The organism is Acidovorax sp. K2F (genome assembly GCF_025246485.1).
GTDB classification, from domain to species: domain Bacteria; phylum Pseudomonadota; class Gammaproteobacteria; order Burkholderiales; family Burkholderiaceae_C; genus Acidovorax; species Acidovorax delafieldii.
Genome location: NZ_JAOBSQ010000036.1, coordinates 114,190 through 128,261 on the forward strand (window position 1 = coordinate 114,190; position 14,072 = coordinate 128,261).

Genomic DNA, 14,072 nt, shown 5'->3' on the forward strand with positions numbered 1-14,072 from the left:
GCAAGTGAGCCGTGGACGAGGGCCTTGCCTGACGCACTGAGTCCGTCAGCGCCAGATTCTGTTGCGGTGAGTGCGCCGGACGCCCCACCGGCCGCCCATGAGAAATTTGCCGCGCTCCCAGAAGGTGGTGTGTAGGCTGTAGCGCCAGCCCATGAGAAATTCGCCGCGCTGCCCGATGGTGGCGTGTAGCTCATACAGGCGTGAGCTTCCCAAGCACCAGCTCGTTGTATTGCGTGCCAGCCGAGTCGTCTAGCGCCACTGCATAGCACTCGCCCGTGTACGACGTGGACACGATGTACTCGCCGGCGCTCAGTGCGGCACTGCTCTGCTGAATGCGGGCGCCGATGGCCGCGTACCCTGCAGCGGTGGGGTGAATGCCGTCCGACTGCGTGAGGCTGGACTGCATGAACCCGCTGCCGTCAATGATGGGCGCCATGATGTCGATGGCCATGTAGTTGCCGCTCAGCGAAGCCGCGTTTGTGGACCACCAGGTGGTCATGTAGTCGCGCAGGTCGGGTGTCGGCGAGTTGTCAGCGCCGCCCGACTTGCCGTACATCGCGTTGAGCAAAATCGCCTGCTGCCCTGCTGCCGTGATCGCGTTCAAAGACGCCTGGATGTTGGAGGTGCGGGTGGCCTGGCTGACGCTGTTGGCTTCATCGTTGCTGGATGCGTGCAGCACCACGATGCGTGGGCCCTCGCCGGTCGCATCTGCCATACGAGCAAGGATCTGCGTGCTGGTCTGGCCACCCACCCCTTTGTTCACAATGAGGTTGTTGCGATTCGCCGGGAACATCAAGGCATTGCGCTGCCAGCTGCTTTCGTCGTTGGAGAGACCGAGGGCGTAGTTCGGCGCGAACAGCGTCTTACCCTCGCAGATGGAATCTCCAATGGCAACGATGTTTGGCTTGCAGAGCGACAGGTAGTCGAACTCCACCCATGCGCCAGCGGGGGCCGCGGTGGCGCTCACCACTTCCATGGAGGTCGAGCTGAACCACTCGCAAGCAACCCGCGCTTTGAATTTCCAGCGCCCGTCCGACTCGCGGAACCAGCACACGAGCTGCCCGAACTTGCTGTCGTATTGCAGGGCAAAGTCCACCGGCTCCGAGTTGTAGACGATGCCGGTGCCGCATGACGCAACGTTGCGGGACGTGCCGCTGTCGGTAGTCCCGCAAATGGACACCGCGCCGGCCGTCAGCGTGGTGCTGGCATTCGTCGATCCAAACCAGATCGAAACTTCCTTGGCCCCGTTGAGCATCCAGACCACGCCAACACCGTCTGTGCTGGCACGGCACCGGCCGTACAGAATCCAATCCCTGTTGGTTGGTGTGAACGAGCTGATGGTCTTTGCCATCTTGCTGTTGGACCCGCCTGCGGTCTTCGTCTGCCGCAGCCATGAGGAAGAAACGGCGAGGGAGGCGTTGGTCGCTGTCCACCCTGTCGTCGCAGCCCCCTCGTCGTTGAAGGAGGCGTTTTCGTCGGACAGGCTCGGGACTGGGCCGACCAGGATAGGGTAGGTCGTGCCGTCACTGGATTGGGTCGCGCCCAGAAGCGCCCCGGTGTCGCGCCTGTAGAGGCGCACATCCCGGACGGCAGGGCTCCCTGCGTCATTTGCGACCGAACCACGGACATACGGCATGCGTCAGCCCCGCTTAAGCGTGCGTGATGGTCGCGGAGTTGATCGTGATGGCCTGCCCGCTGGCCAGCACGTTGTTGTCCAGCACCAGGTCGGTGCCGGAGGTGCCGACGGTCAGGCCAGTGATCACATCCGTGTCACCCGAAGTCGTGATGCTGGCCTTCGTGGCAGTACCCGCAGCGGATGCGGTGGTGCTCAAGATGCCATCCGCGCCACCGTTGGCATCAGAAAGCGTAAGCACAGCGCCCGACACGGTACCCGCAGTCGCTGCCAGGTTGAAGGTGGCCAACAGAGCGTCGGCGGAGTTGAACAGCTTGAGCTTGCCCGAAGTACCGATGGTGGAAACCACGGCGTTCATGCGAGCCGTCTTGGTGGCGGTGGAGTAGATGACAGACATGGCCGGTCCTCAGCGTTGGGTGATGGAGAAATTGATGGTCCGGTCGTCGATGCGGCCGCCGGCGGTGGTGATGCGGCAGGTCACGAACTCGTCGGCGTCCACAACGCCACCCGAAACAAATGCGGTGGCGGTGGCGCTGGTGTTCGAGAAGGACTCAACCGTGATGCCCGCGCTGGGCACCCACTCAACGGACACGATCACATCCGCCAGCGGGGCGAGCCAGTCCGACCAATCGACCGTGTAGTCGAGGGTGGCGTCGGGGTCTTTCTTGATTGCTGCCATGCCCTGCAGTTTTCCGGCTGCAGGGCATGGCGTAAAACCAGACTGGGGGGCTACAAAGTAGCCCGCGCCTTCGCCGCTTCTTCCCGCAGCTGCTGGCGCATCGCCTTGGGAGCCGTGTCGGCAATCCGCTGGTCCTTGGACTTGCCCATTTCGCGCACGCGCTTGAGCACGGCAGGCATGCTCACCACGATGCGCTGGTCTGGATTCTTGCGATTCCAGTCCTCCAGGTCCGCACGGGCTTCTGCCACCAACGCAGGGTCTTTCTCGAAGATGCCCTTTGCCCACTTGGCGCGGATTTCCTGCGCCTGCTGGTTGTAGAAGTTCTTGGCCTGCTGGTTGATGAAATTGGCCTCTTGCACCTTGGACACACTGGCGGGTTGGAAGCCGATGGCCTTCATGGCCGCCTCGGCGGGGCTGGTGTCCAGCACCTTGTAGCCCTTGTCGTCGCGGTACATGCCGGTGGCGGCCATGTCGGCACCCTTGGCTGCGTTGCGCACGGCGGCAGGCGCCATTTGCAGAAGCCCGGCGCCCACATCGCCCGCCAGGATGGAGCGCGCGCCAGATGCCACGCGCTTTGCCAAGTCGCCAACGGGCCCCACCACTTCCAGCACGTCGCGGGTGTAGTCGGTCTTTTCCTTGAACAGGCCAGTGGCCGGCAGCAGGTTTCCCATGCCAAGGCGCCCAGACACGTCCAGAGGCATACCTGGCAGGCCAGTAATCCCGCGCTCAATGAAGCCTGCGCCAGCCTCACCGAACAGGCTTTCGAGCAATTCCTGCTTGGCCTTCTTGCTATTAAAATTGTAGCCTGCCAGCTGCGCCAGACCATCCACCAGATCCTCGGCGTCCTCGGCAAACGGCAGGCCGCCCGCACCACCCATCAGCATGAGCATGCCCAGCGCCAGCAGCACGGCCTTTTTGCCCTCGGGGCCGCCCTGCGTCCACATGCGGCCCAGCAGCTCCAGGTAGGCAATGGAATAGGTCTTGAAGGTCATCGCGGTGGCGCCCACTGCCCCACGGCCCCACTTCATCTTGTTCGCCTTGCTGTAGGTGAACTGGGTTTCAATCACGGCCTTCTTGGCGAAGGCGGCCGGGTTGGCCATGCCTTGCGCCTTTGCCACGCGGTACGCGGCAATGAAGGTCATGCGGCGGTTCACCTGCTCGGCCGCGCCGAACACCTTGCCCCAGGCCAGTGACAGGCGGGTGAGCGCATTACTCGCTGCGGCGCGCGCATCCCCGGCGCGCGTGCCATCGCCGGGGCGCAGCGAGCCTGAACCACGGGCCTGCGCCATGAGTTGGTGCACTTCCTGCGGGCTCACGGTGCCTTCTTCCTCGGCCTGCTTGAGCGCTGCGGCCAGATCGGCCTCGTAGCGGTGGCCACGGTTTGCCAGGTTCTTGGCAGCACGACCCAGCTCGGCGGCGGCCTGCTTGGCCCCGCCAAACTGCGACAGCCACGGGAAGGTGACGGCCGCAGGCTGGCTCATGTTCACGAAGGCCGATGCAATCGAGCCACCAAGATACTGAGCGAACAGCAGGCCGCGCACGGCCTGGGCTTCCTCCTGCGGGTTCTTCACGTACTCCGACAGCTGGATGGCAGCATCTTTCAGCTCGCCCTGCTGCTTGGGAATCGCGGTGATCGCCTCGCCCAGCTCGCCCATGTGCAGCCCAGCCGAAGTCTGGCGGGAGTTGCTGTAGATGAAGCTGGCCAGCACGCGGCCCACGTCCTCGCTGTAGCCAGCGATGCCCTGGCGGTGGATCAGGCGGCGCATGGCGCTGCGGTTGGTCTTGGTGCGGCGCAGGTACTCTTGGAAAGCCTGGTCCTTGGCCTGGTCGCCATCGGACTCCAGGCCCAGCATGTTGCCAAACAGCTCCAGCGACTCGGGCGTGATGCCGGCCAGCAGCTTGAACTCGTCGTTCGACAGGGTACCCTGCGTCACGGCGTCCTGCCCGAACTCTTTGCGCATCTTGATGGCCATCACATTGGCCTCGCGGGCAGTCTCGAACAGGCCGAAGTATTGACGCTCGCCGTTGGCATTCACCACGTCCACGGTGTATTGGCCGAAGCGCGACAGCGGTGCATAGCCCTGCTCCTGCAGTTCTTGCACGCGGGCGGCGCGGTCGAGCATCCCATTCGACAGCTGGCCGATTTCACCGGCGCGGTCAGGGTTCTCCTTGGCCAGCATCTGCAGGTGGTTGCGCAGGATCTGCGCTGCGTCTTGGGCGTCCTTGGCGTCCATCACCATGTCGCGCAGCTCGGCCACGTCCTTGCCGCCATAGCGCAGCATGTCAGCGCGTGCCATGGTGTCCAGGCTGCGGTCGGTCGCTGCGCGGAATTCCTGGTACAGCTCCACCTGCGCGTCGGTCAGTTTGAACAGAGATTTCAGCTCGGCTGGGGTCCACACCACGCCCGCCTGCAGCATCTGCGACTCGTACCGACTGGCCACCAGCTTTTCATACTGTTCCAGGGGCAGGCCCTGCCAGGCTTTCAGCATGCCCTCGCTGATCTTGTTGTTGCGCAGCAGGCGCTGGGCCTTCTGCTGTGGCGTCAGCTTTTCGGCCGCGTCAAGCAGGGTCTGCAGGCGTACAGGCTTGCCCGACTCGTCGCGCGCCCAGTCCAGCGTGCCCTCAAACACAGGCTTGGCCACGGCCGCGTTGTCGGCAGCGGTGATGGGGCGCTTGGCAATGTCGCGCCAGGTTTCCAGCTTGGGCAGCAGGCGGGGGGCCAGCTCGGCCGCGTCGGTGGCGTAGTAGCTCACGTCATCCACGAACCCCTGGGCGGAATCGAACACCCGCTTGAAGTCGGGAGAGCGCTCGGCCAGGTTGAACATGGTGCCCACGGTCTTGTGCCACCACGACAGCTTGCCTGGAGCGCCGAACGTCTTGTTCAGCTCTTCGCGGGCCTTGCCGGTGAGGTCGGCCATGCCGGAGCGGCTGAACATGGGCAAGGCATCGCCGCCGGCGTCACGGTCGAACGCAAGCAGGGCCCGCTGCAGCGACTGCTGCGGGGTTTCGTCGGAGCGCGTCACATAGCCCCGGGCGGGCAGGATGTAGCTGCGCACGATCTCATCATCCGTCAGTGCCAGCGCCTTGAACCCCGGCACGTTTGCGCGCAGCCAAGTGCGGATGGCAGCAATGGCCCGCTGCACAAACCCGATCTCGGGTGTGGTCTGCGCCATTTCGGCCAGCACTTCCTCGGCGGCGGAAAGCCGGTCCCGCGCGCTCAGGGCCGCCCAGGTGTCGCTGTCGCTCAGGCCCTTCTGCACCATGCCGTATTCCCGGGCCTTGGCCAGCACCTGGGCGCGGCGCATGGAGCCGATCTGCTGCAGCACCGGCGTCAGGCCATCACCGAAGGCGCCGCGCAGGCCGTAGTGGCCCAACACCTCGTGGAAAAGTACCTCGGCAATCTGGGCTGGGCCATTGAGCTGGTCGGCCAGCAAGTACACCTTGCCCTTGTAGATGAAGCCGCGGGCCTCCCCATCGCTGCCCTGGCTCTTGAGCTGGGCGTCGTAATCGCGCACCAGCTGCGGGATCTGCATGTCCTGCATGTTGCGGGCAACGATGATTTCAGGGGAGCGGGTCCACTTGGCCTTGATCTCGTCCACCAGCATCTGGGTGGCCACCAGGCGGGCATTGCTCAGTTTGGTGGGCTCCGGGGCCGGGCCCTGGAAGGCCGCCGGCGTGTTCGCGCGGCGGTAGCCGTTGTACTGTTTGTCAGTTAAAATTCGATTGCGCCCACGATCTCCGGGCAAGCCAGTCAATTGCGGCTGGAACGTCCCGGAGACGTGGGCGTACTTGTTTCTGTCCACGTAGCGCAGCAGCCCGTCGCTATCCCACCGGCGAAATGCATTGCTCTGTGCATCGTAGGCATTCACCAGCAAATGGGCATTTACTCCGCCTGCGGCATTCGGCTCCACAACAATGCGCACAGGACTGCCGTTCACAAGCTCTGGAGCAATGAACACCAGTCGGCCCGGCGCGGTGTCCGACTCAAACACCAACGCGGGGTTCTCCAACCACTCGGGAATCTGCTTCCTCACAGCGGCCGTCATGTGCGGATGGTTGCTCTGCCCTGCAATCACCTTGCTTTCTGCGAGATTGACCGGCCCATCACCCAGACCGAGGAAGGTCAGCATGTCGGAGCGGTCCAGCACCCTAGCGCCTTTCATGCGGGGCTTGTCTCCAGAGAACAGCGCGTCGATGCGCGCGTCGTAGGCAGACTGGGTTTCTGGCGTGCGGCTGAACAGCACTGTTTCACCGCCCTCACCTTGCTTGGTTTCCACCGTCTGGAAGAACGCATCGAACGCCCCCCGGATGACGGGCAGCTCGCCCGCCGTCGGGTATGGGTAGCCACCCTCCAGTGCGAAGGCGCTGGCCGGCAGCACGTTGGCCAAGTAGTCATTCCCCGCGTTCTGGTCCTGCAGCTTGGCGATGACGTAGCTCTCAAAAGCTCGGGCCGACATTTCCGGCTTGGTGGTCCAGTAGTCCTTGGTCTTGCGCTCGTCCAGTTTGCGGCTGCGTTCCTGCATGCCCGTGCGGTTGATGGCCGCATTGACCTCACGGAAGGCTGCGCGCATCTCCTCGCGCACGCCGGTTCCACTCTGCGAATCCAAGGTCATGTAGGTGTCGCCCGCCCCGCGCTCACGCGAGAAGTAGTTGTCCAGGCTGTGCCACCACTCATGGGCCAAGCTACCCGCACCCTCCCGCTTTGTGAGGTTGATCACCACGTTGCCGCGCTCGTAGTGCGCCGCCGCTGCATCGGTGCCCCCCGTGCCGCGCGCGCCGAAGGCCAGGCCCAAGCGTCCGCCCAGCGAAAGTGCCTTGGGCGGCACATTCAGAACGCCAGCCAGGTCCATCAGCGCGTCATAAGCGCGGTTCAGATCCTGCTGGCGGCGCCCGCCCTCCACATAGTTGCCGAACTGCACGCCTCTGAAACCGAAAGCGTCTTGGAACTGCGCGGGATTCACATCGGCGCCCTTGCGGTAGTCCTCGCCGATGCGCGGAGCGTTCTGGTCGTTGCGCACCGGGGGCACTGCCTTGTATTTGTCCAGCAGGCCTTCCAGCTCGGTTTGATTGTCGGCCAGGTACTGGCGCGCAGCCTTGATGTCTGCGAAGCCGGTTTTCAGCTCCGCCACGTTGCGGCCGATCTTCTTGCCAATGAAGAACTCCCGGGCGCCGCCCGCGCGCTTGCCGTAGATTTCGAAAGTTGCACCCTTGGTAGGCGCTCGCTCCTCGGCCAGCAGCTCGGCGGCCCGCTTCTTGAATGCGGCAATGGCCTCCTCGCGGGTGTCGCCCTTTGCCAGTTCGCGCGGCCAGCTGCCAAAGGCGCTGCTCTTGGCTTCGCGCGACACACTCCAAATGGTGCGCGGCGGGTTGTACTCCACACGGTCGTACATGGAGTAGCGGCCCACCGACACGTTGATGCCTTTCAGGGACCGTTCATGGCCCATGGCCTCGTAGAGCGCAACCTTGTCGGCGACGCCACGGGGCATGCCATCGCGGTTCAGCTTGATGCGTACTGCCGAAGGCTCCTGCTGGCCTGACAGAACATCCTCAGCAAAGCCGCGCAGCGTCTCCACCTGAGCGGACCAGCCCTTGAGCTTCCAGGACGATTGCGGCTTGGTAGGCACCGCCTCGCGCAGCGCGCGCACCAGAGACACAGCTTCCAGCGGCGCCCCGCCTTCCAGCAGCTTTTGGTAGTCGGGCTCGGGCCAGGTCTTGGAAAGCGGGTGCGCCTTGGTGTCCAGCTCCTTGGCCTTGGCCATGCCATCGGCGTAGGCCTCGGCGTAGAGCATCTTGCGGGCGCCGTGCAGCGTCTCGCCGAAGTCCTCGATCTTGGCCCCGGTCCGTTTAACCAGTTCGGCTTTTACGGCTGGCTGCTCAGCGGCAACTGGTGTTTTCATCACCGGGCCTGCAGCCATGACACGCGCCTCGGGCTGCGTAGAGTGCCAGCGTGGTCGCTCATTTGGGGCGTCAGCCCATTGGCCATCTTGCTCCAACACGCGCTGCACGCGCACGCTCCACGAGCCGCGCTCGTCCACCGGCGTGTATTCAAGAACGCGGTCGAACCCGCCGTACCCCTTCACGACGTTGCCAGGGGTGAAGTAGTCCGCGCGGGCCTTGGCCTCGGCTTCCGCCTTCTTGGCCAGAATGCCACGCGGTTTTTTGGCTGGCTTCGTCGGAGCTGCAGGCTCTGCCGGCTGCGCCTGTGCACTGGGTGAATTCTTCACCGCCTCCAGCGCCTGCTCCACCGGAGCATCCAGCACGATGGCTTTCACCGGCTTGCCATCCTCGGCTGCAGCAAGCGCCTGGTGGTGGCCGTCGATGATGTGGCCATCGTTCGACACGATCACGGCGCGGTCGCCGATGGCTTCTTTGGCCTGCTCCACCTTGGATGGCGAGAACTCAGCCTGCGTGGGCTTCAACTCGGCCGCATCCACCATCGTGGTTTCGTGCTCGATGCCTTGAGCATTCAGGTGCTTCACCAGCCCACCATGCGACTGGGTGGGCACCTGGGGCATTTCCGCGCGAGGGATGCCCAGAGTGCCAGTTTCGGGGGCGAACTGCCGCACATCACCCGCGTCATCGGCAGCCGGTTTGGCGCGCACCACGAAACGCTTGTTGTCCTGCACCACTTCGTGGGTGTCGCTCAACCCGTTGTCATCGACAAAGGCCTGCGCCTTGGCCTGCGAGAAGTAGTAAGCCTTGCCAGCATTCACTCGGTCGAGTGCTTTTTTCTGGCCTGCAGGCGCCGCAGCTTTCGCGCCAGGCGCTGCCGCAACTTGCGCTCCAAGGTTCTGAGCCGGGGTGCCATCGGTCAGTGCCCGAACTTCTGGTGCGCCAACAGCGGCTGGCGAACTGGTGCTGGCGGTTGTGGGCTCTGCGGCTGGCGCTGCTGCTGCTTGCGATGGTTGCGCGCTTGCTTGGACGGTTTGATCGGGCGAAGGCTCACGGGCTACTCCTTGGGTCGGGGGTGTGACTGCAGGCCCAGCGGCTTCCACGGCGGCGGGTCGGGCTCCGGGAACGGTGGCGGCGGCAGGGGTAGCTTGTGGCGCGGCAGCTTGGGCATTGGCAGCCTCCTGTTTCTGCGCGCGGATATTCACCAGCGCATCGCGCAGGTTGGTTGGGGCGCTTGGCGCGGGTGTGGCGGCTACTTGGCCTTGGGCGGCTTGATCTGCTCCAGCACCTTGGCGCGGGCCTGCGGGCTCATTCGCTTGAGCGCCAGCATCGACTGCAGGACGGCTTTGCGGGATTGAGGGTTGGCTGGCAGTGGCAATGGCATCTTGAATGTCCTCATCGGTAGCGCCCAGAGAGCGCAAAAATTCCTCGTCGCTCACATTGCTGGCAGCGCCGAAGTCGGGAATGTCGGTGTCGTCCTCGAAATACCGGCTCACCACCGGGTCGAAATCGTGGTTGGCAAAAAACTGCTCATAGGCGGCCTGGTCGCGGGCATCCGCTTCTTCCAGGCTGATGGGGGCAGGCGGCGCGGCTTCGGGCGCAACGGGTTGCATGGCCTGCGTCACACCGGTGTCGATGGCGGTCAGCGCAGCACCCGACAGGGCACCGCCCTGCTCTGCGGCCGCTGCCACCTGCTCGCGCACTGGGTCAATAGGGCGTGACTGCACATCGGTCACATCCCCCACATAACCGGGGGCCTGGTAGGCAGGCGTGCGGGCTGTACCGTCGCCACCCACCTGAATCACACCGCGCTCGGGTGCGGGCAGCGCCAGCGTGGGGCCTGTGCCTTGTACTGGTGCTGGTGGCTGCGCGGGCGGCGGGGCTTGGTCGGCCGGTTTATCGCCTCGCTCGCTGAACCCGGATACACCGGCTGCCGTTCCACCCATGGCCATCCCGGCCAAGGTGCCCATTACGGCCGCATCCTCCACCCCTTCGCTCCACGGCTTGTTGAGCGACAGGTTCTGCAGGATCTGCTCCGATACCGACTGGGGCAGTTCTTCCAGCCAGCCCTCGGCAATGGCGCCTTCCACTACCTGGCGGGGAATGCTCTTGGCTGACGGCACGCCCGCCGTCTTGGCCGCACCCTGCGCCAGCATGGTGTCCACGTCGCCAATACCCAGGCGCTGGGCCAGCTTGCCTCCGGCCATACCAAAGGCTGCTGTAGCGGCTCCGCTGGCTGCGGCCAGCCCGGCCTGCTTGGGGGTCAGAAGACCGTCCTGCGTTTCCTGGCGCACCTGCTCGGCCGCTGAACCGGCTCCGACCACACCTTCACCGATGGCGCCAGCGGCGAGCGCGCCCACTTTGGGGGCAACGGCCAGCGCCGCGCGTGCGGGCACGGCACCGGCGCCCATCAGGGGCACCGACTCGGCAACAGCGTTGGTGATGAGGGATGGATTCGACAATGCCGTTTTGGTCTTGTCGATGATCCCATCTGCCTGCTGAAACTCGCGCTGCTTGCCCTGCAGGTCATCCGATTGCATGTCGCTCAGGATCTGCTTGGCCTGCTTGAAGCGGACACCGTAGGCGCCGCCCTCATTCTCCAGGAACTTGCCAGCTTCGCCGCCTGTGGCAATGTCGGCCAGCCCTACGGCCGCTTCGGGCACCGCGATAACGCCTTTGGCTACCGACAAACCCAGATCGCCCGCCTTGCGCAGCAGACTGGCTGGTGCAGGCTTATCGCCATCACCCCAGCTGTCATCCTGCTTTGCAGAAGGGCTGATGGAGTTCAACGGCTTGTCGCCGGGCCCCGGCGTAAAGTCTTCCCAATTGGTGGTGGTGTTATCTGCCATCCCTCCACTGTTCCCAACCATGGCGGGGGTGTCGAACCATAGTGGGGGGCTGCTAGAGTAGTGTCAGGAGGAAGTACCAATGCCCAATCGCCGCCTCGTAGCAACCTTGGCGTTTGCCACTGCATTTCTTGCCAACTTCGCGCATGCACAGGTCCATCGCTGCCAGGACGCCAGCGGGAAGCTCGTCTATTCAGATCGCCCTTGCAACCAAGGCCAGCAGGGAGAACAGATCGAGCGTAGGAAGTCGCAGGCGGAAATCGCCCGTGAGCGCGAGCAGGCCTACAACGCCGAACTGCGCAAACAGCAGCGCAACATGGCAGAGCAACAACGCGAAGCCATCGAACAAAGCAACCGTAGCTTGACCTATCCGCAATCACCGGCGGCCCCGCAGGGCGGAGGCTGGGCAGAGCGGAAGGCGAGAGAGAATGCGGCCACATCAGCAGGCAGCATCGCCAAGAACGGGAGCACCTGGGATCGAGAGGCAGAAACGCAAAGAGCACGCGAATTGCAGGAGCAAAACCGCGTGCGCGCTGAACAGGAGGCGCGGGCTCAGGCAGAAGCCGAGGCAAGCAGGCAGCAAATGCCGAGAAAATTGCAAAGCTGCCTTGGCGACACCTGCAGGGACAGCCAGGGCGGCACCTATACAAGGTCCGCCAGCGACCGAAATCTGCTCATCGGAAACCAGGGGCAACGCTGCCGCAGAAGCGACCCCTCTCAGAGTTGGCGCTGCGACTAGCCCTGCTATCCGCTACTACCCTTTTACATAGACCACGCCATTTTTGATGTATTGAGCGCCCTTTGGAAGTGCGTCGTACTGCGCCTTGTTGGCCGGCGTCGCGGGCGCTCCGCTGGCTGATGGTGCCGCAGGGGCTTTTGGCGTGGCCCCATCGCTGAACTCGCCGGTTTGCTCATTAAATACCCTGTCGGGCACCTTGTAGGCCACGCCGTTGGCGTCAATCTGCTGGCCACCGGCTGCCACCTTGTAGCGTGCAGGCTGCTCCTTGCCTTGGAGTTCACGGATCTGGCGGGCCAGAATGGCCTGCTTGGCTGGGTCTTTCTCTGCGGTGTAGGCGTTCTGCAGGCTTTCCAGCTGCGCGGCGGCGCGGGTCTGGAAACCGGCGGCCGTGCGTTTGAGGCCCAATTCTTCCCCCGCCAAGGCTGTGCGCCCCGCTTCACGCGCTGTAGCACCTTGATCTTGAATCACCGTGCGCTCGGTAGCGCCTGCGTCCTGCACTGCCGTGCGCTGGTTGGCGCCGTTCTCGCGCATGGCCGCTTGCTCCATGCCTGGCTGGGCCTGCTGCAGCGCGAAGTCGTTGGCCAACGCGGCTTTGTAGGCCGCCACCTCCGGCGAGTCACCCGGGCCGCTCTGGTCGAATCTGCCGCCATTGGCCGTGATAGAGCTGGCGGCCGTGGCAGCGTTTTCGAGCGCCTTACGTGCTGCCCAGTCATTGGTGGAGTTACGCACCACTGGGACAGGAAGCGCAGCACCGGCACCACCAGGGACAAATCCAGTCGCCCGGGGGGTAGACAGCGCTTCCGCCGCCGCATTGTTCTGTGTTGAGATCGGGCCCGCAGTGAGTGGCTGTGCGGCGGGTGCAGCGGTTGTTTCTACGGCCGGGGCTGCAGACACAGCAGAAGGCTGCGCCGGCGCCGGGGGCGCGGGTGGTGTAGTGGCGGATGCAGTTTTGGTCGAGGGCGTTGCGGCCGGCGCAGGAGCTGTTTCACCAGCACCAAAGAACTGCTTCCCTGCATCTACGACAGTGGGCGCAACGGAGCGCAGCGCCCCACCCACCACATCGTCAACCACTGCCGGGCCATACGCCAATGCGGCGCGCGCGGTTTCTCCTGCTGCGGCTGCGTATCGCCCCTGCTTGGCAAGATCGCCAATGGTCTTGCCGGATTCGTTGAATACGGCGCGTGTCCCAGGCATGAACCCGGCCGCGACAGGAGTGAAAGACCGTGGTGAGCTAACGGGGGCGGTCGGCGGTGTCGCTGGACGGTTGGCCACAGACTCTTGTGCACCACGCACGTACATCGCCGTCTGGTTGGCCAGGCGCTTCTTTTCCTCTTCCTGCACGGTGCCGCCGTCTGCAAAAACCTGGGCCGGCGCAAAGCCTGCTGCGGCGCGCATCTTGCCGTCACCCTTGCCCGCCGCCTTGTGTGTGGCATCGCGCATCACCGTCAGCACAGACTCGCCCAACGCCTGCACGTCCTCGGGAGTGAATTCAAATTCGCCGTTGCTCAAGGCCACTGGCACGGACTCATCATCACCCGCATCGCCCTGCCCTTCCATGCTCTCGGCTTCTTCGCCCATTTCCTCGGGCTCGCCCAGTTCCTCCAGCGCCTCGGGACCGATAACCTGGGTTGAATCGGCCGGCATGATGAAGGTGCCAGGCCGCTTTTCGGTTTCGATGGAGTCACTGGTGCCGGTGCCAGGCCCGCGAATCAGACCGCCAGCCTTGAACCCGTGCGGTTTGACCATGCCGCCGTTTTTCAGGCCCTGCTCTTTCTCGCGGCGCTGCATGGCGGACATTCCTGCGTAGTCGGTGATGGCGCTTTGCGGTGCTGGCGTAGCGGGCGCGGGCTGTTGCGCAGAGCGCTCTGCCACACGGGCCGCCGCCTCGCGGTTGCGCTCCTGGGCTTTGGCGTCAGAGGCCAGTAGTTCCTCGCGCGTCTTGGGGCGCAGGCCCAGCATGCCCTTGATGGAATGCACCATGCCGCCATCTGCAAGATACTGCGGCTGCTGCTTGTATCCCATGGCCTCCATTTGAGGGATCATGGCGCGCAGGCGCGCGGTGTTGGATGTGTCCGCTGGCGCCGCTGGGGGCGGCGCAGGTTGAAAACCCATGGCCTGCATCTTGGGAATCAGGTCGCGCACGGCCGCAACACCGCGCGAGCCGAACGGTACGGGCCCGCCATCAGCGAGCTGTGGCACGGTCTTGCCCCGTGCAGATTTTGGTTGAAAGCCGTACATGGCGAATCCTTTGTGTCGCGTTGGGGTGATTCTTTCGCCTCACCG

Annotated in this window: 6 protein-coding genes; 1 reads left to right on the forward strand and 5 read right to left on the reverse strand. The window is 64.4% G+C overall.

What is annotated here, in order from left to right:
* Positions 1–190 precede the first annotated feature (190 nt).
* From N4G42_RS13495 to N4G42_RS13510, 4 genes are all read right to left on the reverse strand, one after another.
* Entirely contained in the window at positions 191–1,351 is a 1,161-nt protein-coding gene (locus N4G42_RS13495; RefSeq protein WP_260667511.1) for an SGNH/GDSL hydrolase family protein, read from the reverse strand.
* A 298-nt stretch (positions 1,352–1,649) separates the two neighbouring features.
* Complete coding sequence (locus N4G42_RS13500; protein ID WP_260667512.1) at positions 1,650–2,030, reverse strand: hypothetical protein; 381 nt, start codon at positions 2,028–2,030, stop codon at positions 1,650–1,652.
* A 9-nt stretch (positions 2,031–2,039) separates the two neighbouring features.
* Positions 2,040–2,312, reverse strand: coding sequence for a hypothetical protein (locus N4G42_RS13505; RefSeq protein WP_260667513.1), 273 nt, complete (start codon positions 2,310–2,312; stop codon positions 2,040–2,042).
* Between the two features lie 50 nt (positions 2,313–2,362).
* Positions 2,363–11,053: a PLxRFG domain-containing protein gene (locus N4G42_RS13510; protein ID WP_260667514.1), complete on the reverse strand. Its 8,691-nt coding sequence runs from the start codon at positions 11,051–11,053 to the stop codon at positions 2,363–2,365.
* Between the two features lie 79 nt (positions 11,054–11,132).
* Between N4G42_RS13510 and N4G42_RS13515 the strand changes: the two genes are divergently transcribed.
* Positions 11,133–11,789 carry a DUF4124 domain-containing protein gene (locus N4G42_RS13515; RefSeq protein ID WP_260667515.1) on the forward strand — a complete coding sequence of 219 codons (657 nt, stop codon included), beginning with the start codon at positions 11,133–11,135 and terminating at the stop codon, positions 11,787–11,789.
* Between the two features lie 15 nt (positions 11,790–11,804).
* Here N4G42_RS13515 and N4G42_RS13520 read toward each other — a convergent pair whose 3' ends face one another.
* On the reverse strand, positions 11,805–14,027 hold the full coding sequence (locus tag N4G42_RS13520; RefSeq protein ID WP_260667516.1) for a hypothetical protein: 2,223 nt from the start codon (positions 14,025–14,027) through the stop codon (positions 11,805–11,807).
* Between the last annotated feature and the right edge of the window lie 45 nt (positions 14,028–14,072).

Excerpts from the sequence above, each read along its gene's own strand:
- N4G42_RS13495 (WP_260667511.1), bottom strand. The coding sequence starts at position 1,351 with ATGGCAAAGACCATCAGCTCGTTCACACCAACCAACAGGGATTGGATT.
- N4G42_RS13500 (WP_260667512.1), bottom strand. The coding sequence starts at position 2,030 with ATGTCTGTCATCTACTCCACCGCCACCAAGACGGCTCGCATGAACGCC.
- N4G42_RS13505 (WP_260667513.1), bottom strand. The coding sequence starts at position 2,312 with ATGGCAGCAATCAAGAAAGACCCCGACGCCACCCTCGACTACACGGTC.
- N4G42_RS13510 (WP_260667514.1), bottom strand. The coding sequence starts at position 11,053 with ATGGCAGATAACACCACCACCAATTGGGAAGACTTTACGCCGGGGCCC.
- N4G42_RS13515 (WP_260667515.1), top strand. The coding sequence starts at position 11,133 with ATGCCCAATCGCCGCCTCGTAGCAACCTTGGCGTTTGCCACTGCATTT.
- N4G42_RS13520 (WP_260667516.1), bottom strand. The coding sequence starts at position 14,027 with ATGTACGGCTTTCAACCAAAATCTGCACGGGGCAAGACCGTGCCACAG.